The following is a 26,018-nucleotide window of genomic DNA, read 5'->3' on the forward strand; positions in this document are numbered from 1 at the left end:
TATTTCGATCATGAATCATCTTTCCCTCATCATAAAACGAGAATACCTCACTAAGGTAAAGAACAAGGCGTTCATTATCATGACGTTCTTAAGTCCATTGATCATGGTGGCGCTTATTAGCTTGGTTGCCTACCTTTCGCAACTCAACAATGACAAAGTGCGCACCATTTCGGTATTGGACGAAAGTGGCTTGTTTTTGAATCAATTTGAAGATAACGAGGATCTAAAATTCGAAATGCTTACCAATACTTCTTTGGAAGAAGCCAAGGACAATACCAAGGAGAATGAGCTGTATGGTTTACTTCATATTCCGAATTCACAGAATATTGATGAATTGGCGAAATCCATCACCTTCTTTTCCGAAGACTCTCCCTCGCTCGTAGTGATGAGTGATATTGAAAGGGTGGTTCGGAAAAAGGCGAATTCCTTGAAATTAAAGGAGAACGGATTCGATGCCGAGCAAATAGAGGGGCTTCGCGTGAATGTGCAAACCCAACTAGAAACTTTCGATGGGCAGGAAACTTCTGAACTGGGCTCGGTTTTAAAACTCATTTTTGGTGGGGTCTCGGGCTATTTGCTGTTTATGTTCATCATCATTTATGGAAATATGATCATGCGAAGTGTCATCGAAGAGAAGACCAGCCGTATCATCGAAGTGATCATAAGCTCGGTGAAACCTATTAAACTATTACTCGGAAAAATTATTGGTACTTCTTTGGCTGGAGTTACCCAATTTGCCGTTTGGGTAATTCTTTTGGGGGTGTTGAGTACGGTAGTCACCCTTATGTTTGGGATAGATCCTGCGGCCATGCAGGCCGATCAGATGCAGGCCATGACCGATGTTGGAGGTGACGTAGATGCTAAAATGGTTGAGGCTATGGTCGAATTGAATAAACTTCCTTTGGCCAATCTCGTCATTATGTTCCTTTTGTTCTTTGTGGGTGGTTATTTGTTGTATGCTTCACTTTATGCGGCCATTGGTGCCGCTGTGGACAGCGAAACAGATACCCAACAATTTATGCTTCCTATTTTGCTTCCGCTCATTTTGGCTGTGTATGTGGGGGCATTTACCGTCATAGAGGATCCGCACGGAACTGTTTCGCAGGTGTTTTCATACATCCCTTTTACCTCTCCTGTGGTCATGTTAATGCGAATCCCATTTGGGGTGCCTATTTGGCAACAGATTCTTTCGGTAGTTATATTATTTGCTACCTTTATGGGCACCGTTTGGTTTGCCGCGAAGATATATAGGGTTGGTATTTTAATGTACGGTAAAAAGGCAAGCTACAAAGAGATTATTAGGTGGCTTAAATACTAAATTGTGCAGGAAGAAGACATTACCGATAAACTTTCGGAAGTAGTTAAAGAAGACATTTGGGGGAACATAAAGGAGTTTCTCAATTTTGGTCTTCACTTTGGAGAAGGGGAGAACCAAATCCACATTACGATAGGATTACTACTTCTCGTAGCGGTTGCCTATGTTGTTACCCGATTTCTTCTAAAATGGGTACGTAGACTATTCACGCGAAAAATGGATGAAACCGATAAGCTGAAGTTTTTCAGTTTCTTCAAATTTATCCAGTATGTAGTATACGTCATCGTTTTCTTTTCCATTCTAAGCTTTGCCGGGGTAAATGTAACACCTGTGTTGGCGGCTTCTGCGGCACTTTTGGTGGGCATTGGATTGGCCCTTCAAGAAATATTTCAAGATGTTATTGGCGGGATATTGATCATGATAGACAAATCCCTTTTGGTAGGGGATATCGTTGAAGTAGAAGGCCGTGTAGGCCGTGTCATAGATATAAAACTAAGAACTACCCGCGCGCTTACACGAGACGATAAGGTGATCGTAATTCCTAACCATAAGTTTATTACCGATTCCATTCTTAATTATACCCAAAACCACAAAACCACCCGTGAATTTGTAGCTGTGGGTGTGGCTTATGGTAGTGATACCCAGAAAGTAAAGCGGTTGTTGTTGGAAAGTGTTTCTGAAGACAGCCGAATACTCAAAATGCCAAAGCCTTTTGTTTCTTTTGAAAATTTCGGTGACTCTTCTTTGGATTTCAGGATCAATTTCTTCGTTTCCGATAGTTTTATAGACCCCTACATAAAAAGTGATATTCGCTTTAAAATTGATGAACTTTTCAGGGAAAATGATATCACCATTCCTTTCCCACAAAGGGATATACATATCATATCGGGCGATCTTCCTTCGAACCCGGAATAAAGATTTCTGTTTCACACAATTTTATCGGCTCAATGGAGTTTTAGTTTGTTCAACTACAAATTAATTGTACATTGCCGTCCCACTCAGGCATTTTAAATTGGTGCGCTTTTGATTTTTCTGAATAGTCTATTGAAAAGGATTTTTACAATTCTAGGATTCTCTATGGTATGTTTTTGTGCAAACGTATGCGCACAAAACACCGATTTGGCCCGAATAGAATACACGTACATCCCGCAATCGGACTCGGATAACTCCGTAAGCCGTTTCCGCGCTTTCGTCAACGTACCGTTTCGTCTAAATTGGGAAGGAAGCTATCTTGTTGCTGGTTTTGAGTACCGTAATTTGGATCTCGATTTTGAAGATGCTGTTCCCTTCGACACCCAAAACCTGGATCGTTTCCAACTATTTAGAACGTCCTTATCCTATACCTTTAAAATGAAGAACGATTGGCGATTTGCCGCCAAAGTGGGAGCGGAAGTCAATTCCAATTTTGAAAGTGACAAGATTACCGATAGGGACATAAACTTTACGGGAGCTGCCTTTATGATAAGGGATCGCTCTGGCGATACCATTGCCAAACCCAGTCGTTTGATTCTGGGATTGAACTATTCGACTACCGCGGGACGCCCATTCCCGATTCCTATAGTAAACTATTACCAAAAGTTTCACCCCAATTGGTCCTACTCGGTAGGGTCGCCCAAGACCAATCTTAAGTATCTCCCTGGAGATAAACATGCGTTACAGGGATTTATAACATTGGATGGTTTCTTTTCGAACATTCAGAACAATTTAACCGTGACCAATAGTGATGGTTCCTCCGATACAGCCGAGAACATTTCCATGACCCTTGTGTTAGGGGGAATTGGGTACGAATATTACTTCACCAAGCATCTATTGTTCTATGCTTACGGAGGCTATACCCTTTTTAATGAAATACGACTCAGGGACGGAAAAAGAAACAGTCTCTACAAGATAAATGAAGCAAATACTTACTATCTTAGATCGGGAATAAAATTTAAATTATAACTATGCCTAGAATACTTATTATTGAAGATGAAGCCGCCATTAGAAGGGTGCTTGTAAAGATTCTTTCTGAAGAAAGCGATACCTACGAAGTATCGGAAGCAGAAGATGGTTTGGCGGGAATTGAAATCATTCGAAAAGAGGATTTCGATTTGATTCTTTGCGATATAAAAATGCCCAAAATGGACGGGGTAGAAGTATTGGAGGCAGTGAAAAAAGTGAAGCCCGAAGTGCCTGTTGTGATGATCTCCGGGCATGGTGATTTGGATACGGCTGTTAATACCATGCGACTGGGTGCTTTCGATTATATTTCCAAACCCCCAGATTTAAACCGTTTATTGAATACAGTTCGAAATGCCTTGGATCGAAAGGAGTTGGTTGTTGAAAATACCCGCTTAAAGAAAAAGGTAGGGAAGAAGTACGAAATGATCGGGGATTCTCCAGCCATTTCCCAAATCAAGGAAATGATCGAAAAAGTAGCTCCTACCGAAGCCCGTGTATTGATTACGGGCCCCAATGGTACGGGAAAAGAATTGGTAGCGCATTGGTTGCACCAAAAGAGCGATCGTTCCAAAGGGCCTATGATCGAAGTGAATTGTGCGGCCATTCCCAGTGAGTTGATAGAAAGCGAGTTGTTTGGTCACGTAAAGGGCGCCTTTACCAGTGCCAATAAGGATCGAGCAGGAAAATTTGAAGCCGCCAATGGCGGAACCATCTTTTTGGATGAAGTAGGGGATATGAGTCTTTCTGCCCAAGCCAAGGTATTAAGGGCCCTTCAAGAAAACCGAGTACAGCGAGTAGGAAGCGATAAGGACATTAAGGTGGATGTTCGCGTCGTGGCAGCGACCAACAAGGACCTTAAAAAGGAAATAGAAGAAGGGAACTTCAGGGAGGACCTATATCATAGACTGGCGGTCATCTTGATTAAGGTTCCAGCCTTAAATGATCGAAGAGAAGATATTCCTTTATTGATAAAGCACTTCAGTAATAAGATAGCGGACGAACACGGAACGGCGCAAAAAGATTTCTCGGATAAAGCGGTAAAATTGTTACAAGAATACGATTGGACCGGAAATATCCGTGAGTTGCGTAATGTCGTAGAGCGTCTCATCATTCTCGGTAACAGTGAAGTTACCGAAAGTGATGTAAAACTATTCGCTACGAAATAAGAATACCTACCGAAGAATCTCGGTAGCCTTCTATTCACATTTTTCGAGAGTCTCTAACAGCCTTTGCACCATTTCTTCGGTTCTTTGGGCGTAGAAAAGACGTGTGGCTTGAACCGTTTCGGCTTCCAGAGCTTCTTCCGATCTTGTAAAAGGACTCAGATCCGAATAATCTACTGTGGAACATTCTAAAGATTTAGTCACGTTCGAAATAGCCGTTTTTAATTCGCTTAGACTTGCTTCCGCCTCGCTTTTAATGGCCAACTGTTGGGCCAATTTTTCCTTTTTTTCGCTGGCAAGCCGTTGCTGCAGTTCTTTTTGCTTCCTAATTTGCTCTTCCAATTTCTTTTGCTCTTCCAGTAAGCGTTTTTGTTGGGCCAACAGCGCTTCTTCTTGGCTTAGAAGCGTTTCCTCTTCTTCATCTATAGTAGATAATAATCCATTTTCTCCGCAGACATCAAGCGATGTAATAATGAGCTGAGCACTTACTTTGGCTTTGCTGGCGTGATAGCGACTTCTTTCGAAGGTTTCCTTCTCCAGTGCTTTGCTCAAATGATCCAAGGTAGTGTAAGAAGCATCTTCTGCCGCGGTACATCCGCAATTTTTGAGTGCGGAGTCGGCCTTTTCAATGGCAGATATAGCTCTGTCCGCATATAGTTTAATATGGTCCAGATTATTTGCTTGCATGGATTTTTTTAGGTGTTGGTAGCCCGATGTAGCGTTCTGATATGCAGCTTCACAATCGCTGATATCCTTGGGCATGAACATAGAAAATACGGCTACAATTAGGGTAGTTGTTGTACTCATAAGCATTTTGGGGTTAAGTAGGTTACAACAATTTTACGACAAAATTTTGAAAAAGACCACCTTCTTGTATAATTAATGTGTTAAATGTAGAAATGACAAAACGTAGTGTTTTGTAGCGGGTTTTAACGCTATTTTAAGGGGAACACTAGGCATTTGTCAAGGCTTTTCAGAATATGTTTTCTATATTTAGCCTTATTGTAAAACAAGCATATGCAACCCATCAATATTTCAGATTATAAGGTTTCTGCCCCTTTTCAAATTAATGGTAGTACAACATACGAAGACTATGGCGCTTCAAAAAAAGAATTGGAAAAGGCGCTGGAGAAAACCCGGGAAAACTTAGGCGAATTGCAAGATACGCTCTACGCTCATGGCAAATATGCGGTCCTAGTGTGTTTACAAGGAATGGATACCGCAGGAAAGGACAGCCTTATTCGGGAAGTATTCAAGGATTTTAATGCACGCGGAGTCGTGGTTCATAGTTTTAAGGTGCCTACCGAATTGGAACGCAAGCACGATTATTTGTGGCGCCATTACATTGCCCTACCCGCACGAGGAAAGTTTGGGGTCTTTAATAGAACTCATTATGAAAACGTATTGGTAACGCGCGTACACCCCGAATATATTTTGGGGGAAGGATTGCCCGATGTGCATTCGGTAGATGATATTAATGATGAGTTTTGGGACAAAAGGTTTGAACAAATCAATAATTTCGAAAAAAACCTTGCCCAGAATGGGACCATTATTTTCAAGTTCTTCCTTAATCTGTCCAAAGATGAACAGAAAAATCGACTGATACGTAGGTTGGATAAAGAAGAGAAGAATTGGAAATTTTCTCCTGGAGATTTGAAAGAGCGAAAATTATGGGATGAATATATGGCCTGTTATGAAGATTTATTGAACCGTACCTCCCATGATCACGCTCCCTGGTATGCCATCCCAGCCGATAGTAAACCTGCGGCACGTTTATTGGTTGCTACCATTTTGTTGGAAGAATTACGGAAGTATTCCGACATAAAAGAACCCGAACTGGATCCGGAAATAAAAGCCAGTATTGCAGAATTTAAAAAACAATTGGAAAAAGAATAGACCTATGCAAAAGAAGCTCCTACTACTAGGATTACTTAACCTTGCCTTCGTTTTTGGAGGACATGCACAAAAGGTTAATGAACAAGATTCCCTTACCATTCGTAATATATACGATATGGCCCTTCTCAACGGAAAGAGCTATGATTGGCTGGATCATCTCTCCAATAAGATTGGAGGCAGATTATCCGGTTCGCTAGAAGCCGAAATGGCAGTACAGTATACCAAAGAGGAACTGGATAAATTGGGACTGGATAAGGTCTGGTTACAACCCGTAATGGTGCCTAAATGGACCCGTGGTTTTCCGGAGCATGCTTATATAGAAACGGCTCCAGGATTGAGCAAGCAAGTGAATATTTGTGCTTTAGGAGGTTCTGTGGCCACATCACCCTTGGGATTAAAGGCAGAAGTGATCGAAGTGCAAGGTTTAGAGGATCTTAAAGAATATGGAAGAGAGCAAATTGAGGGAAAGATCGTTTTCTATAACCGTCCCATGCAGGCCAATTTAATTAATACGTTCGAAGCTTATGGGGGTTGTGTGGATCAACGTTATGCAGGAGCCATGGAAGCGGCAAAATACGGAGCTGTAGGTATTGTGGTACGTTCCATGAACCTTAGACAGGACGATCTTCCCCATACAGGCTCTATGAGTTATGGAGATATGCCTGCAAGCAAACGGATACCCGCTTGTGCCATAAGCACCAACGACGCCGATTATCTAAGTCGATCATTAGGACTAAAGCCAGATCTGCAATTTTACTTCAAACAAAATTGTAAAGTTTACCCAGATGTACAATCGTATAATGTTATTGGAGAGATCACAGGAAACGTTTACCCCGATAAGTATATGATTGTGGGTGGACATTTAGATTCTTGGGATTTGGGAGATGGTTCTCATGATGACGGTGCGGGCTGCGTACAATCTATGGAGGTGCTACGATTGTTCAAAAAGATCAATTATAAGCCAAGACATAGTATTCGTGTGGTGCTGTTCATGAATGAGGAAAATGGATTGCGCGGAGGAAGAAAATATGCAGAAGAAGCCAAACTGAAACAAGAAGAACATCTTTTTGCTCTGGAAAGTGATGCAGGTGGATTTACGCCAAGGGGATTTTCTTTCGATACCGATACCGCGAATTTTGCCCAAATAGAAAGTTGGAGATCGTTATTTAAGCCTTACTTAATTCACTATTTTGAATTGGGTGGAAGTGGAGCTGATATTGGTCCACTAAAGGATGGTAATGTAGTGCTTGCTGGACTACGTCCCGATTCCCAACGCTATTTTGATCACCATCATGCAGCGAACGATACTTTCGATGCAGTAAACCGTCGAGAATTGGAATTGGGCGGCGCTACCATGGCAAGTTTAGTGTATTTATTCGATAAGTACGGCACTAAATCGTCTATGCAATCCGTTAAAAATTAAAGTTTTAAGACTTACTCTCTTGTTTGCCCATTTAAATGGGGCGTAGGCCAGTTTTTGCGCGGATTATGTTAAAATTTGAGTAAACTTTTGTCGGCACCTAAGGGTAAACTATTATCGGGAATTACCTCCAGACTTTTATTTACTAAAACAATTTGTATCTTTAGGTAAACGAATTCATCACTAACCTATGCATACATTTTCGAACATAAAAAAGGTTCTTGCGGTCATAGTTTTACTATTAGCCATGACTGCCGATGATCGTTTACTTGCAACCGAACTGGTTATTGATGAAGTGGAAGCGGTTACTGTAAGCGATCAATCTTCTCCTTGGGTATTTAATCAAGAAGTAGATCAGCGCAATTTTAGCGCGGATTCCTTACAAGCATTTCGCGAAAAGGCAATTTACGCAGCGAAGAATAATGATTTAAAGAGTGCCCATTTGTATGCAGAGAAATACATTCAGTATTCTGGAGAAACTTCTTTCTTGGATTACAGTTACTTCAAACCATTTTCAAGTACCAAGGAATTTACAGAGTTAAGGGATAAATACAGTTTGGATTTCAGCTGGATGAGTTTCTTTTATCTATTCTCATCCATCATCGGATTTTTTATAGCCATTGTATTGATGCTTCGAAAAAATCAGGATAGATGGTCTTCGGTTTTGATCAGTTTGTTCATGTTGATCAACTCCGTGTTTATTTTCCACAATTTCCTATATGAAACCAATTTGGTGTTCACGGCACCTCATATGTTGTATGTGTCCGCCACCTATGCGTATATATATGGTCCGCTCATGTATTTCTATTATAAGAGAATTACATCGAACTATCAATTTGGTAAAAAAGACTTATTACATCTAATACCTACAGTGGCCATATTGGTGTTATTAGCTCCCATTTTAGCGCTTTCTGGAGTTGAGAAAACACATATCCAATTCGGTGTAGGGGTTGTAGATAGGGAACCATATCGTTACTATGTCGTGTTTACGAAGTTCTTGTCTTTATTAATCTATGGAGGAATGGTGATGTACTGCTACATTAAAAACAGCAAGAAATTAGCCATTACACTACATGCTAAGAAGTGGATTCGAAATTTGGTAATCTTGACCTCTATTTATGTGATAGCGTATTTAATTCATGGTTTGAATATTACCGGATTGGTTCCTAGAATGGACATATTCGTGAGTATTCAGGTTATTTCTATGTGTCTTACGATCCTGTATATTGGATACGCTTCTTATACACGACCTAACCTTATTACTAGTGGTTTCGTTAAGAAAAAACAGAAGTATACCAAATCCGGACTTACCCCCAGCTATTCCATTGAGCTAAAAATGGAATTGTTACAATTGCTAGAAGAAGAAAAAATTTATCGCCAAAATGATATAAGCCTTGCTATTGTTGCGGAAAAGTTGGGCACCACCCGACATAATGCATCGCAGGTAATTAATGAGCACTTCGCACTCAATTTCTTTGAGCTCATTAACAAATACCGCATCGATGAGGCCAAGGAAATCTTGAAAAGTGATAAGAACAAAAACCTGAACATTATTGATGTTGCCTATGAGGTTGGATTCAACAATAAGGTAACCTTCAATAAATCGTTTAGGAAACAATTGTCTATTACTCCCTCCCAGTACATAAGTTCTTTACAAGTGTAAAATCGGGGTTAATTTTCTTCGGATACGGTAAAGTAGGTGGGGATTGCCCCATTTTCCTACAAAAAGCTGTTGTTTAGCTATAGAATAATTGAGCAACGAATAATTTGATTATTCAGATAGATTAGTTCTTTTCAAATAAGTTTAGTTGGTGTACGATTTGTTTGGCTAATTCATTCAGTTTGGTTGGTTTTTCGTTTTTACCAAACAAATCATCTAACCCGTTCCGTCACTTCTTCGGAACGGGTTTCTTTTTTTGTGAATTAATTGATCATAATTTTACCTAAACGGCCTACCCAGATTATTACGGGCTTCTGTACCTTTGTCAAAAAACTAACCCATTGCTCCAGCAATACACCAAGGAATTCTCCTATAATTTCAGATTGGCGAGCCCCGTTATTATGGGAATGCTGGGCCATACCCTCGTTGCATTTGTCGATAACATCATGGTTGGACAATTGGGAACCGCAGAATTGGCTGCAGTTTCCTTGGGTAATAGCTTTATGTTTATCGCCATGTCCTTAGGGATTGGTTTTTCTACTGCCATTACTCCCTTAGTGGCCGAGGCAGATGGCGAGGGGAACGTAAAATCCGGTAAGTCTGCCTTTAAACACGGACTGTTTTTATGCACGGTTTTGGGAGTTGTACTCTCCCTGGCGGTATTCTTTGCTAGACCTTTATTATATTCCATGAACCAGCCTGAGGAAGTGGTCGATTTGGCTATGCCCTACTTAACTTTGGTAGCGGTTTCATTGTTTCCGTTGATTGTTTTTCAGGCATTCAAGCAATGCAGCGATGGGCTTTCACTTACCAAGTATCCCATGTACGCTACCATATTGGCAAACGTGGTGAATATCATCCTGAATTATATTTTCATCTTCGGTAAATTCGGTTTTCCACAATTGGGCATTGTGGGAGCCGCAATTGGCACGTTGGCCTCTCGGGTAATTATGGTAGTTTACCTTTGGTATCTTATGTCTCAGCATTACAAGGCAAGAGACTATGTGCTGCGAATCAAACTCTTTACCCTTACCAAAAAGATGATCAACAAGCTACTTGGTTTAGGCTTTCCTTCTGCATTACAGATGTTTTTCGAAGTGGCTATTTTCACTGCCGCTATTTGGCTTTCCGGAATACTGGGTAAAAACCCCCAAGCGGCCAACCAGATTGCACTGAACCTTTCCTCCATGACGTTCATGGTAGCTATGGGATTCAGTGTTGCGGCTATGGTTCGGGTGGGAAATCAGAAAGGGTTAAAGCGGTTCCGGGAACTACGTAGGATTGCTTTTTCCATCTTTTTGCTTACCAGTTTATGTGGATTGGTTTTCGCAACGATCTTTCTATTGTTTAATGGGCAACTACCGAAAATCTATTTGGATGAAACCGATCTTACAAATTTAACGGACAACCTTCAGGTACTTTCCATCGCGTCCAAATTATTGGTGGTCGCGGCTATATTCCAAATTAGTGATGCCATCCAGGTAGTGGTACTGGGAGCATTGCGCGGAATGCAAGACGTGAAGTTACCTACTTTGATCACCTTCATAGCTTATTGGGTTATAGGATTTCCTATTTCGTATTATCTAAGCATGTATACCGAATACAAAAGCTCAGGTATTTGGATAGGGCTACTGGCTGGATTAACAGCCTCTGCAATAATGCTATTCTTTAGATTTCAATATCTGTCGAAGAAGCTTATCGTGAATTAGTAGATAGTTCCTTTTATACCGAGGCAAGTGGAAAAGGACAAAAAACGTAACTTGCAGCTTTAAAATTACAGCACATGGAACTTCCCAAATTTCTGCTAGGCGATAATACCGATTTTCCCGATGCAGTCTTCGTAATTCATACTGAGTTTCCACGTTTCGTCATTAATTTGGAAAATGATGAAGTGGAATGGTTGGAAGAATTCGATCAACATGACCAAAAGGAATTGGAGAACGAAGCCGAAAATGCCATAAAAGAGGCGAGCTCCTTTTATGATAGGGAAGTAGCCCGATACGAAGATGCTTGAGGAATTATTGAAATATGATTCCGAATTATTTCTCTTCCTAAATAGCTTGGGAAGTGAGACTTGGGATGGTTTCTGGCTTTTTATTACCGAAAAGTTCGCTTCCGTTCCTTTATACCTCTTTCTCTTATATCATATTTATCGTCGATGGGGATGGAAATCTACCCTCATCATCATGGTGAGTGTTGCCCTTATGATCACAGCAACGGATCAGTTGGCGAATCTTTTTAAATACGTACTTTTTCAACGTCCTAGACCGTGTAGGGTAGAAGCCCTTAGGGAAGCTATGCGCTTTGTAGCCGACGGTTGTGGTCGTTATGGGTATTTCTCTGCCCATGCTGCCAGTTCCATGGCTGCAGCGGTCTTTTTGGGTCTTTTACTGAAGGAAAAATGGAAGTACATCCCGTTTTTATTGCTTTTCTGGGCCGTAGTTGTGGCATATAGCCGCATCTATATTGGAGTGCATTATCCGTTGGATATCATCACAGGAATGTTCTTTGGGGGCTTTATAGGATGGGGCTTTTTTAAACTTCAGAAATGGGCCCGTCAAAAATGGGATCCCGTAGCATCTTAGCGAATCCTATTTTTTCGTAACCAAGTATAAATCCCGCCATAGTCGCGGACGGTGTGAACGCTGTCCTGGACCTTTCGGATTCATATCGTAACGCGTTATTTTTTCAAAGGAATGGTTCGGGAAGGATTGTTGAAACTGTTTTAGGTGTTCTTCTGCCACTAACAATCCGAAGGATGTTTCAGCAGGAATCGTAACTTTTTCATCTTGCTTCAGTACTTTGATGGGTTTTCCATAATCCCAAATAAGTTCAGGGGTAAAACCTGCATATTCGTAGACATTAAAGCTCGTTTCCTGTTGCCAATCGTTCAACTTCGATAGTCCTTTGAATTCGGGATTCACGGTTAATGTTCTCGCCATAGGCATTCCAAAGCACATAATAGAAGCGATAAAAGCAATTGTTAAGAAAAAGACAGGGGTAATACGTTTCTTAAATAGATGTTTAAACATCAGTATTCCGATTGTACATAGGGCCATTGATAGCAATAGGAACCAAAACCATTTTCCGGAAAGTTCATCTTTCAAGAAGAAATAACCTCCAATAGGGAAGGCAACCCCTATGGTTGCGATAAGTCCAAAATTGAAGTATACGGGAATGGTTTGGCGCTTGTCCTTCAATTCAGAAAAAGTCCGCATTATATATTCAATATAGAAGGCCGTATTTATCGCCATAGGAATAAGTACGGGCAACAAATAGCGTGATTTCTTTTCAGGAATAATGGACAATAGTACTACCGATCCCATGGTCCATAGGAAAGAAAAAAGGTAGGCTTTCTTATCGAAAACACGATTCTTCAAATAAGGATATAGGAGTGCAATGAATGCCGGAAGGGTCCAAACACCACTTTGGGTAAAGAAGCTCCAATAGTAGTAAAAGGGACGAACATTATACCCCGTCCAGTTGCTGGTCTCTTTTTTTGTGATGGCTGCTACGGTTTCCGGATCGAAGGTATAGGTGTACCAATGCCACCAACCGGAAAGGAGTAGGGAAACAACCAAGAATACGATGAGTGGAACTATTCGTTTTTTAAAGCCTTTGTATTTGTATACAATTCCGAAGGAAATGAGGAAAGGCAATAACAGGGCATAAAAGGAAACGGGGCCTTTGCTCATAAAGGAGGCGCCAAAGAATAAAGCAGCAATGAGCACTCGTGGGTATTTCTTTTCATCGGAAGTAAAAAATAAATACAGTTGATAAATGCACACCATCATAAACCCATGGGTATAGATGTCCCAATTGGCATCCCGTCCCGCAGAAACGATATAAAAAGAGGTGGCCATGATGAGTCCGCTTATTAAGGCAAAGTATTTTTTATCCGTAAGTCGGTTCACGAATTTATAAGAAGTGAAAATGAGGAGGATCGCCATTAAAGCCGCAGGAAGCCGCAGTGCAATGATATTTTTAAGTCCGAAGACCATGGCAAATCCAGCGGTAATCCAAGTGGGTAGTGGCGGCTTTTGGTATCGCGGATATCCATTTAGCGTGGTGAGTAGCCAATTACCATCTTGAATCATTTCCCGAGCTGTGATGAAATTTCGGGCCTCCATGATATTTACGTGCAGCACCGCTAGATTCGACAGGAAAATAGCAGCACAAGCAATGAGTAACCAGATGAGATATTTATGTTTTCCCCACTTCACGTCGTTCCTTTTTTCCAATAAAGATATTGCGAATATAAATGATCATCCCAGCACCATGCCCCACGAATAACACGGGGTCTTCCCTAAAGATGGCATAGGTAAGGATGAGGGATGCCCCTAAAACACTTAAACGCCAAAAGCCAATGGGCAATTGGGATGTTTTTGTCCTCTCCGAATAAATCCATTGGTACACAAAGCGCAATGTAAATAGAATTTGCGCTACTACTCCTAAGATGAGTAACCAATTTGGGATGTCTTCGTTATTGAATAGTTGGTAAATGTCGTATTCCCCATTGTTGTAACCATAGGTAACAATGGCTATGGGAAACAACAATAGAAACCATCGGAACCAGAAAGGCGATTTTTGCCATTCCCCTTGTAAATGAAGGTTCCGGATATAAATAAAGTAAGTTAATGATTGCCCTAGCATGATGGCAAAATCATCCCTAAGATATCCGTACACAAATAGGAGGAAAGAGGCCAGCAAACTTAACTTCCAGAAGAGGGAAGGGGTGATGATACGGTTGTTCTTTTCAGAAAGGATCCATTGCACCAACAGTCGGCCAGAAAAAAGGATCTGTGCCAAAAAGCCGATGCTGTACACCATCCAATCGCTCATCCTTTATTTTTTACTTCGTAGTTAATGTACTTCTTTTTCATCCACAGGTAGGCGAAGCAATCCATTAAAGGACCTAGCAAACGATTCCACAGTCCAAATTTGGCCGTACCCGCTATTCTTGGGAAATGCTGAACAGGAACCTGGAGTACTTTACCATTTTGCAATAAAATCATGGCTGGCAAGAATCGGTGCAATCCCCGAAACATTGGGATTCGTTTGGCGTAGTCGGATTTTATCACTTTTAGCGGACAACCGGTATCATCCATCCCGTCATGGGTAAAGGCCCGGCGGATGCCATTAGCAATTTTGGAAGACATGTTCTTTACAAAGGAGTCTTTTCGGTTGGAACGAACACCCGTAACCAAATCGTATTCACCAATATGTTCAAGGAGTAAGTTAAAATCTGAAGGAGCTGTCTGTAGGTCACTATCTATATAGCCCAATAGTTCGGCTTCTACATGGTCAAACCCTGCTTTAATAGCGGCACTTAAGCCTCTGTTTTCAACAAATTGAATGAAATGGAATTCAGGATTTCGCTGGCAGATGTCTTCGATCATGGTCTGACTGTCATCTTTAGAACCATCGTTCACGAAGAGTATGCTGGTTTTTTTGGTGGCGATTTTGGTATAGGCCAACAATTCCTTTTCTACCCGCTCCAAATTGTCTTCTTCGTTATATACAGGGACAATGATGGTAAATTCGTACATGAAGGTGTCCATTTCGTTTCCTGCAAAAGTATTTCTTTTTTCAAGAATAAAACAGAAACCTAAAAAAGCCGTTATTTTGCATTGAAAAAATTCATCTATGAAAGTATTGGTTACCGGTGCGGCCGGATTTATAGGTTCCCATACCAGTGAGCGTTTACACAGTTTGGGCCATGAGGTACGGGCAATCGACAATTTTTCCGATTACTACGATCGATCCCTGAAAGAATTGAACGCTAAGGAACTTTCAGAAAAAGGAATTGAAATTACGAAGGTCGATCTTCGGGAAGATGATCTCGGTCAGATCGTGACCGAAGATTTGGATTTTATCTTTCACTTTGCGGCCCAACCTGGAATTTCTGTAACCAGTACCTTTCCCGATTATTTTACCAACAATATTTTGGGAACCCAACGCATGTTGGATGTCATTGAAGGTTTTTCGCAAAAACCTTTCTTTGTGAACATCGCTACCTCTTCCATTTATGGACTGCATGCTACGATGACAGAAGACGAAGCCCCACTCCCTGCTTCTTGGTATGGAGTAACCAAATTGGCGGCCGAGCAATTAGTGTTGGCCTACGCACGTCGAGGATTACTAAAATCTACATCCCTACGATTGTATTCGGTGTATGGCCCTAGGGAACGCCCAGACAAACTCTATACCCGCCTTATCGACTGTGGATTAAATGACAAGCCTTTTCCCTTGTACGAAGGAAGTGAAAAGCACCTAAGAAGCTTTACCTATGTGCAGGATATTGTGGATGGAATTGTGAGTGTTATGGATCATGCTGAAGTGTGCAACGCCGAGATTTTCAATTTGGGAACCGAAGAAGAAAACTCTACCGCTACCGGTATTGCTACGGTGGAAGCCATTCTGAATAAAAAGATCACAATCGAAAACAAACCGCCGCGCCCGGGCGATCAATCACGCACCAAAGCCAATATCGATAAAGCTAGGAAACTACTTAATTACAATCCCACCACGGGCTTGCGCGAAGGATTGGAAGCTCAGGTAGAGTGGTTTCGGAAGAATTTTTAGTCAATGAGAATACAAATATTCATTATCACATGCTTTTTTCTAGGAAGTTTAAACGCTAATGCTCAGAATTTCTTTTCAGAAAAATTTGAAAATTGTAATGTAAATGGTTTTGCCATAGAAAGTGATACGGTCACAGCAAAAGTTTCTAACGTCAGACTGATCAAAATTCTTACTAAAGGATTGGATGAGAAAACAATAAATAGACTGAAGGGAGACTTTAGGCTTCAAATAGCTGTTGATTCTATGGGAAATTCATGTTTGGTAAGTCTTCAAAACAATTCCAATTTAAAAACTGAAAAATCTGAATTGAAGAAGGCTATAGATAACGACCTTGTTTGGGAAAGACCAAAAAAGGAAGTTTTCGCGTATGTGGTATTTCGTTTTAAAAGAGGAGGCCTTGTTGAAATAACGCGTATGGGTATGAACGGCTCAAGAGGAATTCATGAACTGGTGGACTAACCATTCTTTACAAATATCCTTTTATTTTTTCTTTGTTGAATAGGTAAGCAAAAACTCTGCCGCCTCAAAAGGCGTCGTTTTATTTTCACTTAGTAGTTGAAGTTGCTTTTCCAATTCGGCTTTCACCTTAGAATGGTCGTAAAAATCCCTTTTTAGTTGGGATTCTATAGTCTGTAATAGCCAAAATTTATTCTGTTCGTTTCGTCGCTCCTGAAAGTAGCCATTCCCTTGGGTAAGGGAAACGTAGTCCTTGATTAACTCTTGTACTTTATCAATTCCTTTGTGCTCCAAAGCGGAACAGGTAAGCGTTTTGGGTCGCCATGTGCTGTCTTTGGTCGGGTAGAGATGCAATGCTCTATTGAATTCCAATTTCGCTTGTTTGGCTGCTTTTTCGTTTTCCCCATCGGCTTTGTTAATGACGATGGCATCGGCCATTTCCATAATACCCCTTTTAATACCCTGAAGTTCATCTCCAGCACCTGCTAATTTTAATAGTAAAAAGAAATCGGTCATAGAGTGTACCGCTGTTTCACTTTGCCCTACACCTACGGTTTCAATAATAATATGATCATACCCTGCCGCTTCGCATAGGATAACCGTTTCTCGGGTTTTCCGGGCAACGCCTCCCAAAGAATCACCGCTGGCCGAAGGACGTATAAAGGCATTGGGATCTTTTACCAATTCTTCCATACGCGTTTTATCGCCTAGGATACTTCCACCACTTAAACTACTGCTGGGGTCTACCGCTAATACCGCAACTTTATGTCCGGCTTGGGTAAGTCGTTTTCCGAAGACTTCAATAAAGGTGCTTTTTCCAACGCCGGGAACCCCTGTAATTCCAATTCTTGTAGAAGTATTGGCATGGGGTAGGCAGGCTTCAATAATTTCTTTGGCTTCTTTCTGGTGCTTTCTGGCTTTGCTTTCAACCCTTGTAATGGCCTGGCTTAAGGCAGCCTTATCTCCAGCTAGGATGCCTTTTACCAACTGGGAAACCGATGGAATCTTTTTACGGTGTGATTTTAATTTTTCGGCAGCGCTTTTACTCAGGGAATTAGGTGGGTCTATGCCTCCTTTTTCACTCAGGGCTCCGTCATTGGGTACTTTGGCTGCCAAACTGCTGTATTTTATGTTAATTAACCTTCATAGACAGCGGTACGGTAACGTTGTCCCAAGCGAACATAAGAACCAAATCGCTGGAAGAGGTTTCCAATACATTGATGGAAAAACTTTCTTGTACGGTAATGCTTTGTGAAACGGTTGCTGTAGCTACTAGCGCATCGTGATCTGCCTCTCGCATGGCCTTGCCATCCTGAAAACGGACGCCCCAGCCATACATTTTCTTGTTGAATATCACCTGCCAAGAATCTTCCCCGGGGATGGTCCAAAGGGTATATTTTCCTGCAGGAAGTACATTGCCATTTATGGTGAGATCTTTATTCGTGGTAAAGGTGCTGGCTTCGTTGGCACCGGTGCGCCATACTTCACCGTAGGGAACCAATTCGCCGAATATTGTACGTCCTTTTTTGGAAGGACTGCAATAAAAAACCTCAATGTTGGTGGCATTGTTATCATAGGTTTCTACCACTTCTGGACTGTGTTTCTTGGTATTGGTTCGCATGATGGGACCCACCACGAAATAGAAGAGAAGTGCAAGAACAATGAGGGCTCCGAGTATTTTTAGGGAAATTTTTACGAGTTTGTTCATGTCTACTGAGTTTTCACAAGGAAAGGTAGTAAATTTAAAAGTTCTAGATTTTGTAACACTCAATTTTTTCTATCGTCTTTAACCCGAACAGCAACCAAAAAAACCATCAAATTTTGTCCACAACGTTATTAGTTGAACAATGCAAGGAGCATAATCCAAAAGCACAGTTGGCGCTGTACAAGCAATATTGTGATGGAATGTTCATTGTGGCACAACGATATATAAAGGACATTGCGCAGGCAGAAGATGCGATGCAAGAAGCTTTCATCAAGGCTTTTTCTAAACTGCATCAGTTCAAGGGGGACGTCACCTTTGGAGCCTGGCTAAAGCGGATCGTGATCAATACGTGTCTGGATGCCATTAAGGCAAGGAAGATGGAAACACTTTCGGTGAACGAAGAGGTATTGACATTGGTCGATGACGACGACTGGAGCGTGGCCGATGAAGTAACGGTAGATGAAGTACATAGCGCTATCGATAATCTTAGGGACCCGTATCGGGTGGTCGTACAGCTGTTCCTGTTAGAAGGGTACGATCATCAGGAGATTTCGGAAATCCTTGGAATTTCGGAGAGCGCCTCTAGGACGAATTTATTTAGAGGTAAAAAACAGTTACAGGAACAATTAAAACACTTGCACTATGGCACAGGATATTAGAAAAATGATGCAGCAAGATCCCGACAGGGGTGGCAAATTGCCTGAAGGACATGAGGCCCGTTTCGAAAAGAAACTACAGGAAGCCTTTGGTGAAAAGAAAAAGAAAAGGTCGCATTTCCTATGGATGAAGATCGCTGCTGCGGTAGTCATTTTCTTAGGATTGGGGTATTGGTATATGAATTTGGATACCAGTGGTACTATTGGTGATGGTCCTGAAATAGTGGATACACCGCAAGAAGATGCTGTGGAAGAGCCCGGTATCACCTTGGGAGACCTTTCGCCCGAACTGAAAAAAGTGCAGGATTTTTATGAGAATGGGATTTTGGTACAGCTGTCCTCTTTAGAAGATGATAACGACAACAAAGAATTAATAGATGGGTATAAAAAGCGTTTGGCCGAGTTGGACGAGGAGTACAAAAGACTCAATGAGCAACTCAACGAAATTGGCCCAACCGAAGCAACCATCAACGCCCTTGTAGATAATTTGAAATTACGTTTGGAATTGCTGTTCAAACTTAAAAACAAATTAAAGGAACTTAAACAATTGGAAAATGAACAGTTTAAAGAAGAAATTGGATAGATATATTCTTGTCTTACTGTTACTGAGCGTATCATTGCTCAGTGCGCAGACAAGCTCGACCGAGCGATTTACGGTCGGGAAAGATGCCTTGGTAACCGTGAATACCTCCCATACCAATATCACTTTCGAGACTTGGGATAAGGATTTTGTAGAGGTAGAAGCCTTTATAGACGACGAGAGTCTTTCTGAAGAAGAAAAGAAAGTCGTATTCGAAAATTGGGACTTAAAAGTATACGGAAATAGTAAAGAAGTAATCGTTAGCTCCAACGAAGGAAGCCTATGGGGAGGAATCGAATCCATGAAGAGCCTAAAGGCTTTGGATCGCATGAAAGGTTTGGAAGCTTTGAAGAGTTTGGAAGGATTGAAGGAAATCAAGATTCAACCTTTGTTGAGCGCTTTTGAGGGAATGGATTTTAACATTGTGGTGCCCGAAATCCCTGAGGTTAGCGGAATTCCCAAATGGCCTTTTAGCGATTCATTTGCAGGTATTAAAGAAAAAGATGGATCGTATAACTTTAGTTTTGGCGATCATGGAGCAAGAAACAATTTCGATAGGCAGAAGTACGAAAAGGATAAGCAAGCCTATGTAAATAAGCTTAACAAGAAATATGGAACTTCGGTCTCCGTACGCGAAGTAGATGTTTGGTTAGAAGATGTAGATAAGTGGAAGGAAGAGTTCGGTAAGGTAATGGAAGAATGGGGAGAGAATTTTGGTAGAAGCTTTGAACTTAATTTTGGAGAAGATTTCGAAAAAGACATGGAGAAGTGGGGCGAAGAATTCGGGAAGAGCATGGAAGAGTGGGGAGAAGAATTTGGAAAGGATATGGAGAAGTGGGGCGAAGAATTCGGAAAGGATATGGAGAAATGGGCCGAGCAGTTCGAAAAGGATGCCGAAAAATGGGCAGAACAATTCGATAATTATGACACCCAAGTCATTACCTCTCCCAATGGAGATAAGAGTATTATCATTAATGGAGGTAAGAAAGGTGGGCTGTTCGATGAGCCTGTGAAGGCCAAGAAGACCATCATTATTCGTATGCCAAAGAATACCCGTACCGACATTAATGTTCGACATGGAGAAGTAAAAATGGCCGATGCTTATAATACAAGAGCCAAATTAGATTACAGTACATTAACAGCTAATAGCATTGATGGGGGGGAGACCCTCATCAATGCGGCTTATGCCCCTGTGTATGTGAACAACTGGAAAGCCGGTGCTTTAGAGCTTAAATATGTGGACGATTGTAAATTGAATACGGTGAACCGCATTAGTCTAGAAGCCAATTCGAGCAATGTGAATGTAAATGCTATTGTGGAAAATGCCTTCCTTTCAGGTTCTTTTGGGAGTTTGTATATCAAGGAAATTGATCCTAGTTTCAAGAGTGTAGATATTGTTTTGGAAAACACCGATGCACTTTTGGACCTACCTAATAGTTCATTTTCCTTTCAGTATACGGGAAAGAAATCAAGGTTTGAAAGCCCAAATTCCATAGAGATTACTTCCAAGAACAAGAATACGAGCCATACCATGCTTAAGGGGTATAAAGGTGCCCAGGGAAGCCCAAGGTCTTTGACCATCAATGCTTCCTACAGCAATGTTACCTTCAATAATTAACGGGTTTCGTAACCAAAAGGATCGATCAGGGAAAACACTACTCCAGACACCAACCCAGAAATATAGAGATAAGCACTCATCTTAGTAGTTGCTTATCCTTTCCTTTTTTAAGATCCATCTCCCTTCAAAATCTGCAATCTTTTTTAGAAGCAAATTCGGCCATTAAGAATCCTTATTTTTCAATTAATATCTCCTTACTATAGATTTCAAAAATTGTTTTTCGGGAATCTTCCTCTTTAGAAAAACAGATCTTTTTCTGGAAATTTTCTGACCTGATATCGTAATGTTGAATCGATTTTTTCAATTTTTAAGAGCAGAAATAATGCATTTTATCGATTAAATATGCATTTTATCGACAATAGTATGTGTTTCATCGAAAAAAACTACGGTTAAACCGTAAAAAAATTTGGGACTGACTATATTTGGTAGCCCCAAATTTTAAATACATGAGAAACAGCTACTTCCAGACCTGCTCAAATCCGTAGTAGGAAGTTTTCACCAAAATATTGAACCATTTACAGCTATTAATTGTATCCCTATGGGACATAATAATCGTGACTATTAAACCAAATTTAAAAACCCCAAATTTTATGAAAAAACTCACTTACATTTTCTTATTTCTGTGCATGTCCATTTCCTATGCTCAGACGGATGCCGATTACGAAAAAATCGTCGCAGAAGTCACCGCAGGTTATAACAATAAGGACGCTGCAGCAATTCATCAATTATTTTCTTCAGACTTACAAGCGTCGTATTCTATAGATAAGCTTAAGGAATTTGTAGAAACTACTCAGCTAGCTAAGGGTGCCTTAAATGAATCGTCATTATTAATGACTGATGAAAGTGGAGCCCAGTTTTTAGCGCATTTTGAAAAGGCCGATGCCTTGTTGGTTCTCATATTATCTCCAGATGGAAAGCTGACGAAATTTGAAATAGCAGAATATTAACAACTAAAACTCCTAACCAGAGATAAATTATTCACTAAAACCAAATCATTATGAAATTCAACACCAAATCACTTAAACAAACTTTAATCTTATTTTTTTCGGGGGTGCTCCTTTTGGGCGCACAACAAATGAATGCCCAAAATGGTACAGATACCTTTGGGGCAATGAGTTATAACAAAGCTGTAAATGTAGCGGGGAAGCAGCGAATGCTAGGGCAAAAACTAGCAAAATCATACCTATACCTTCTTAATAACCCAGCCGACGCCAAGGCGAAGAGGGACATGATGGTAAGTAAATTGGTATTCGAAAAGCAAAACAATATCCTAATGACCAATGCGAATAGTGAACTTACCAAAACACGTTTAATAGCTGTAAATACGTTATGGAGTGACTATGTTAAGCTTTTTGATGGTATTCCTAAAAAGGCAAATGCCAAAAAGATCATTCTTATGAATACGGATTTATTAAAGGCATCTAACGATGTAGTATTAGCCATTATTCAAGAAGCCGCTATCGCTCAGGGAGGTGGGGATGAGTTAGATTCGGATGGACTTTCCGAAGACAGCAATTCTCTTAAAAACATCATTAACACTTCAGGTAAGCAGCGTATGTTGTCACAACGTTTGGCTTTGTACTATTTCGCCACCAATAAGAACTTAAAAGAGAAGTCTTCGGAGATTACCTTAAAACAAGTATTTCTTGAGTTGGACTCTGCTTTAGGGACTTTACTAATATCGGAATTTAACACTGCCCGAATCGATGAAAAATTGGCAGTTGCTATGACCAAGTGGGAAAATTTGAAGACTAGTGTAGACAAGCTCTATTCTCATGAAATTCCGGAAGCCGAAATGTACAAAATGAGTAATGCGCTTACTAAGGCCTTTAATGATGTTACTGCGCTTTATGAAAAAGTGAAGATTTAACGAATCTCTAATTATTTAAAGAATCAGATAAAAAATACGAATTCGCTACGTGTGTAGCGGAGGTATTTCTTATTAAAAATACCAATCAAATTATGAGATTAAAATCACTTATGCCCTTCCTATTGGTTGTGGCTTCGACAGCGTACGCTCAAGAATTTAGCATAGACGCAGATATACGACCCCGGGCAGAATATTCAAATGGTTTTGGAAATTTAATACCTGAGGATGTAGATGCCGCATTATTTGTGCAACAACGTTCACGGCTTAATTTAGGATATACCACAGAAAAATTTTCTGCTTATGTAAGCGTACAAGATGTCAGTGTTTGGGGAGATCAGCCCCAAATCGCTGCTAACGATGGTAATGACAGCTTTTCATTAGCCCAAGCGTGGGTTCAATTCCAAATGGGAGACGGCTGGTCTACAAAATTAGGACGTCAAGCACTCTCCTATGACGATCAACGAATTTTCGGTGGATTGGATTGGGCCATGCAAGGACGTTTTCACGATGCCGCCTTAGTTAAATATACCAAAGATGGCTTTACAATGGATGTGGGGTTTGCGTTTAACCAGAATGGGGTAAGCAGACAAACTACCTACTTTAATCCCAATAATAGCGGAAATGCCCGAGCGGTTTTTGACTATAAGGCAATGGTGTACGCCTGGTTGCACAAAGATTGGGATGGTTTTTCGGCCAGTCTTTTGTTCAGTAATAATTCGTACCAAAACCTAGGTGGAGAAGATCAACAGACCCCAATTGATGGAACGGTTAATCGTCAAACCTTTGGAACTCACTTAAAAGCAAAACCTGCTGACGGGCTTACTGTCTTGGCGAATGTATACGCACAAACAGGACAATTTACCGAAACGGTAGATCTAAGCGCCTATAATGCCTTAATTGAAGTAAACTACAAACCCGGAAAGACTCTTTTTGGTGCTGGTTTCGAAACATTAAGCGGTGATAATGAAGCTGATGACAAGCTAAAATCATTCTTCCCCATTTTTGGAACCAACCATAAGTTTAATGGATTTATGGATTATTTCTATGTAGGTAATCATGCCAATAATGTTGGATTAAATGACATATATGCTAAAGCAGTAATTAAAACAGGTGATAAATCCAGCCTTCTCGTAAAAGGACATTATTTCACTGTTGCGGAAAGTTTGGGCGACGGTATAGATGACTATTTGGGTACTGAAGTAGATATTGTATTTACCCAAAAAGTACTTTCGTTTGCCACCCTTAAAATAGGATATTCACATCTATTCGCCTCCGATTCTATGGAGATACTGAAAGGTGTAAATAATCCGGCAAGCGCCCAAAACTGGGGATGGGCCATGTTGGTCATTAAACCAAATTTGTTGAAGTGGTCACCAAAACAGGAACCCACCTTAGAATAACCAGCGGAAATACGGAATGTGTCTTTTCGCTTAAATACAATGTAATTCCCTCCGATGGCACTTGACCCTGTCAGGTGTCCAATAAAAAACCACATCCTTCTTTATGGAGGTTGTGGTTTTACTTTTTTACTAAGCTAATTCTTCTATGGGTATGTCACGGTATGCAGAAACACATAAAAAAACCGCTTCAGAAAACTTCCGAAAGCGGTTTTAAGTTGCATAATTAAGTGTAGATTATGCGTCTGAATTCAGTTTTTTGGTTGCGTAGAAGCCTGCAAAGAGCCCCAGTCCAGCCATAAAGAAAATAACCCCTGGCCTCGCTACGTCTTCGTCCATACCAAAACCTTGTACAAATCCTTCGGCAATTAATGTTCCCAACCCAATGCCCATAAATAAAAAGGCTAGGTTAATTACGATTACCTTCCAAATAGGGGTAACCCTTTTGTTTTTGCCGTAGAATATTGAAGCTTCGGCTCCCTTTTCTATCAACGCCAAACGCTCTTTGTTACGCGCAGAGATGTATAGGTAGAATATTCCGAAGATAACCCCGAACATAATGGGTATAATAATGATTTCTGGATTTTCCATATGACTTGTCTTTTAATTGATTACTATTTGTTTGCCCTTATGACGACACCCAAAAAAGAACGGTTACACTTTTCAGTAATTTTTTTTTAAGTTGTAGGGTGTAACCAATGTTCCTTTATATACGTCTTAGGGTAAAATGACGGCTAACACTGACCAATACCTAATAGAGCAAGTTAAGCTTGGGGACACCCGAGCCTTTGCTACCTTGGTAGAACGCTACAAAGATTATGTGTTCACCATCGTAGTACGTGTGCTAAAGGTTAGGGAAGAGGCCGAAGAAGTGGCTCAGGACACTTTTATAAAGGCATTCGAGTCGTTGGATACCTTTCGTGGGGAGTCTAAATTTTCGAGTTGGTTGTACAGTATCGCCTACCGAAAAGCGTTGGATCGAGTACGGAAGAACAAACGCCAACAGACCACGGATTTGTTGGAAGAAATCACAGAAGGCGATGCCGGAAGGATAGACAATGCCTTGCAACTCATGGAGTCTACCGAGCGAAAAGAAAAAATAAGGCAATCCATTATGCAATTGCCAGAGATCGATGCTACTTTGATCACCTTGTATTATTTTGAGGATCAAAGTGTGAAGGAAATAGCTCAAGTAACCAACTTGAGCGAAGACAATATTAAGATAAAGCTGTACCGCAGCAGAAAAAAATTATTTACCTTGCTAGAAGGTTATATACAACCCAAAATAGTGGAATAGTTATGGACAAGCTATCTAAAAAAGAAGAAGAAATTCTCCAGAAATGGATGGATGAGGTCGCATTGGAGTCGCCGTCCGCGTCTTTTACGGATCGCATTATGGAAGTGGTGGAACAGAAGAAGGTGGTGAAACCCTTGTACAAACCCCTTATCGGGAAAAAGGGATGGTTGTTGGTTGCAGCTATCTTTGTATCGTGTATGGGATTGCTTTACTTCTTTCCGATTGCCGAAACACCTTATCTAGATGCATTAGCGGAGAAATCTGCACAATTGAAGAACCCGTTCGAAGGATTGGAAATTTCCCGAACAGCATTGTATTCTATCGGAATGCTGGCACTGTTCCTTATTCAATTACCCTTTTTGAAATCATACATTAACCGACAGTATTCGGAATAATGCACCAAACATAAACCGACCAAAAAAGCAATGCATTTCGCATTGCTTTTTTTATATGTCTATT

General features: G+C 40.8%; 27 protein-coding genes. 20 read left to right on the top strand and 7 right to left on the bottom strand.

What is annotated here, in order from left to right:
- The first annotated feature begins 10 nt into the window (after window positions 1-10).
- From POV27_RS19440 to POV27_RS19455, 4 genes are all read left to right on the top strand, one after another.
- The gene (locus POV27_RS19440) at window positions 11-1,318 is read left to right on the top strand and encodes an ABC transporter permease (protein ID WP_272864464.1); all 1,308 of its coding nucleotides are present in this window, start codon (window positions 11-13) and stop codon (window positions 1,316-1,318) included.
- Between the two features lie 3 nt (window positions 1,319-1,321).
- Window positions 1,322-2,230, top strand: coding sequence for a mechanosensitive ion channel family protein (locus POV27_RS19445; RefSeq protein ID WP_272864465.1), 909 nt, complete (start codon window positions 1,322-1,324; stop codon window positions 2,228-2,230).
- A 204-nt stretch (window positions 2,231-2,434) separates the two neighbouring features.
- Window positions 2,435-3,256 (top strand): DUF6268 family outer membrane beta-barrel protein, encoded by an 822-nt coding sequence (locus POV27_RS19450; RefSeq protein ID WP_272864466.1) that lies wholly within the window; start codon window positions 2,435-2,437, stop codon window positions 3,254-3,256.
- 2 nt (window positions 3,257-3,258) lie between these two features.
- Complete coding sequence (locus tag POV27_RS19455; RefSeq protein ID WP_272864467.1) at window positions 3,259-4,422, top strand: sigma-54-dependent transcriptional regulator; 1,164 nt, start codon at window positions 3,259-3,261, stop codon at window positions 4,420-4,422.
- 30 nt (window positions 4,423-4,452) lie between these two features.
- Here POV27_RS19455 and POV27_RS19460 read toward each other — a convergent pair whose 3' ends face one another.
- Window positions 4,453-5,226 carry a hypothetical protein gene (locus tag POV27_RS19460; protein ID WP_272864468.1) on the bottom strand — a complete coding sequence of 258 codons (774 nt, stop codon included), beginning with the start codon at window positions 5,224-5,226 and terminating at the stop codon, window positions 4,453-4,455.
- Between the two features lie 210 nt (window positions 5,227-5,436).
- Between POV27_RS19460 and POV27_RS19465 the strand changes: the two genes are divergently transcribed.
- The 6 genes from POV27_RS19465 (at window position 5,437) to POV27_RS19490 (ending at window position 11,980) form a co-directional block, all read left to right on the top strand.
- The gene (locus tag POV27_RS19465; RefSeq protein ID WP_272864469.1) at window positions 5,437-6,315 is read left to right on the top strand and encodes a PPK2 family polyphosphate kinase; all 879 of its coding nucleotides are present in this window, start codon (window positions 5,437-5,439) and stop codon (window positions 6,313-6,315) included.
- 4 nt (window positions 6,316-6,319) lie between these two features.
- Complete coding sequence (locus tag POV27_RS19470; RefSeq protein ID WP_272864470.1) at window positions 6,320-7,738, top strand: M28 family peptidase; 1,419 nt, start codon at window positions 6,320-6,322, stop codon at window positions 7,736-7,738.
- Window positions 7,739-7,925: 187 nt separating this feature from the next.
- Entirely contained in the window at window positions 7,926-9,398 is a 1,473-nt protein-coding gene (locus POV27_RS19475; protein ID WP_272864471.1) for a helix-turn-helix domain-containing protein, read from the top strand.
- A gap of 338 nt (window positions 9,399-9,736) precedes the next feature.
- On the top strand, window positions 9,737-11,104 hold the full coding sequence (locus POV27_RS19480; RefSeq protein WP_272864472.1) for an MATE family efflux transporter: 1,368 nt from the start codon (window positions 9,737-9,739) through the stop codon (window positions 11,102-11,104).
- Window positions 11,105-11,178: 74 nt separating this feature from the next.
- Window positions 11,179-11,409, top strand: a complete 231-nt coding sequence (locus POV27_RS19485) for a hypothetical protein (RefSeq protein ID WP_272864473.1) — start codon at window positions 11,179-11,181, stop codon at window positions 11,407-11,409.
- A complete protein-coding gene (locus POV27_RS19490; RefSeq protein WP_272864474.1) occupies window positions 11,402-11,980 on the top strand; it encodes a phosphatase PAP2 family protein in 579 nt (192 codons plus the stop codon). Before POV27_RS19485 ends, POV27_RS19490 begins: the two co-directional genes overlap by 8 nt.
- A 6-nt stretch (window positions 11,981-11,986) precedes the next feature.
- On the opposite strand, the gene POV27_RS19495 is transcribed toward POV27_RS19490, so the two are convergent.
- Genes POV27_RS19495 through POV27_RS19505 form a run of 3 tightly spaced genes read right to left on the bottom strand, consistent with a single transcriptional unit; the run spans window position 11,987 to window position 14,944 of the window.
- Window positions 11,987-13,618 carry an ArnT family glycosyltransferase gene (locus POV27_RS19495; RefSeq protein ID WP_272864475.1) on the bottom strand — a complete coding sequence of 544 codons (1,632 nt, stop codon included), beginning with the start codon at window positions 13,616-13,618 and terminating at the stop codon, window positions 11,987-11,989.
- On the bottom strand, window positions 13,599-14,237 hold the full coding sequence (locus tag POV27_RS19500) for a lipid-A-disaccharide synthase N-terminal domain-containing protein (RefSeq protein WP_272864476.1): 639 nt from the start codon (window positions 14,235-14,237) through the stop codon (window positions 13,599-13,601). Before POV27_RS19500 ends, POV27_RS19495 begins: the two co-directional genes overlap by 20 nt.
- Entirely contained in the window at window positions 14,234-14,944 is a 711-nt protein-coding gene (locus POV27_RS19505; RefSeq protein ID WP_272864477.1) for a glycosyltransferase, read from the bottom strand. The genes POV27_RS19500 and POV27_RS19505 overlap by 4 nt, the downstream gene beginning before the upstream one ends.
- A 97-nt stretch (window positions 14,945-15,041) precedes the next feature.
- Between POV27_RS19505 and POV27_RS19510 the strand changes: the two genes are divergently transcribed.
- Complete coding sequence (locus tag POV27_RS19510; protein ID WP_272864478.1) at window positions 15,042-15,980, top strand: NAD-dependent epimerase/dehydratase family protein; 939 nt, start codon at window positions 15,042-15,044, stop codon at window positions 15,978-15,980.
- A gap of 3 nt (window positions 15,981-15,983) precedes the next feature.
- On the top strand, window positions 15,984-16,439 hold the full coding sequence (locus tag POV27_RS19515) for a hypothetical protein (protein ID WP_272864479.1): 456 nt from the start codon (window positions 15,984-15,986) through the stop codon (window positions 16,437-16,439).
- 21 nt (window positions 16,440-16,460) lie between these two features.
- On the opposite strand, the gene meaB is transcribed toward POV27_RS19515, so the two are convergent.
- Entirely contained in the window at window positions 16,461-17,552 is a 1,092-nt protein-coding gene (gene meaB / locus POV27_RS19520; RefSeq protein WP_272864480.1) for a methylmalonyl Co-A mutase-associated GTPase MeaB, read from the bottom strand.
- Window positions 17,553-17,568: 16 nt separating this feature from the next.
- A complete protein-coding gene (locus tag POV27_RS19525) occupies window positions 17,569-18,144 on the bottom strand; it encodes a DUF2911 domain-containing protein (protein WP_272864481.1) in 576 nt (191 codons plus the stop codon).
- Between the two features lie 113 nt (window positions 18,145-18,257).
- On the opposite strand from POV27_RS19525, the gene POV27_RS19530 reads away from it, so the two are divergent.
- The 6 genes from POV27_RS19530 to POV27_RS19555 all read left to right on the top strand — a co-directional run bounded on the left by POV27_RS19530 (window position 18,258) and on the right by POV27_RS19555 (window position 24,265).
- Window positions 18,258-18,800: an RNA polymerase sigma factor gene (locus tag POV27_RS19530; protein ID WP_272864482.1), complete on the top strand. Its 543-nt coding sequence runs from the start codon at window positions 18,258-18,260 to the stop codon at window positions 18,798-18,800.
- Window positions 18,784-19,380: a hypothetical protein gene (locus POV27_RS19535; RefSeq protein WP_272864483.1), complete on the top strand. Its 597-nt coding sequence runs from the start codon at window positions 18,784-18,786 to the stop codon at window positions 19,378-19,380. The genes POV27_RS19530 and POV27_RS19535 overlap by 17 nt, the downstream gene beginning before the upstream one ends.
- Complete coding sequence (locus POV27_RS19540) at window positions 19,352-20,995, top strand: YggN family protein (protein ID WP_272864484.1); 1,644 nt, start codon at window positions 19,352-19,354, stop codon at window positions 20,993-20,995. The genes POV27_RS19535 and POV27_RS19540 overlap by 29 nt, the downstream gene beginning before the upstream one ends.
- Window positions 20,996-21,585: 590 nt before the next feature.
- Window positions 21,586-21,942: a hypothetical protein gene (locus POV27_RS19545; RefSeq protein ID WP_272864485.1), complete on the top strand. Its 357-nt coding sequence runs from the start codon at window positions 21,586-21,588 to the stop codon at window positions 21,940-21,942.
- Between the two features lie 50 nt (window positions 21,943-21,992).
- Window positions 21,993-22,865: a type IV pili methyl-accepting chemotaxis transducer N-terminal domain-containing protein gene (locus POV27_RS19550; protein WP_272864486.1), complete on the top strand. Its 873-nt coding sequence runs from the start codon at window positions 21,993-21,995 to the stop codon at window positions 22,863-22,865.
- Window positions 22,866-22,957: 92 nt separating this feature from the next.
- Window positions 22,958-24,265, top strand: coding sequence for an alginate export family protein (locus POV27_RS19555; RefSeq protein ID WP_272864487.1), 1,308 nt, complete (start codon window positions 22,958-22,960; stop codon window positions 24,263-24,265).
- A 234-nt stretch (window positions 24,266-24,499) separates the two neighbouring features.
- Here the strand turns inward: POV27_RS19555 and POV27_RS19560 are convergent, their stop codons facing one another.
- Entirely contained in the window at window positions 24,500-24,853 is a 354-nt protein-coding gene (locus POV27_RS19560; RefSeq protein ID WP_272864488.1) for a DUF6249 domain-containing protein, read from the bottom strand.
- 136 nt (window positions 24,854-24,989) lie between these two features.
- Between POV27_RS19560 and POV27_RS19565 the strand changes: the two genes are divergently transcribed.
- Window positions 24,990-25,559 (top strand): RNA polymerase sigma factor, encoded by a 570-nt coding sequence (locus tag POV27_RS19565; RefSeq protein WP_272864489.1) that lies wholly within the window; start codon window positions 24,990-24,992, stop codon window positions 25,557-25,559.
- Window positions 25,560-25,561: 2 nt separating this feature from the next.
- The gene (locus POV27_RS19570) at window positions 25,562-25,954 is read left to right on the top strand and encodes a hypothetical protein (protein WP_272864490.1); all 393 of its coding nucleotides are present in this window, start codon (window positions 25,562-25,564) and stop codon (window positions 25,952-25,954) included.
- Window positions 25,955-26,018 lie beyond the last annotated feature (64 nt).

This window comes from Aureisphaera galaxeae, assembly GCF_028561275.1.
Classification (GTDB): Bacteria; Bacteroidota; Bacteroidia; order Flavobacteriales; family Flavobacteriaceae; genus Aureisphaera; species Aureisphaera galaxeae.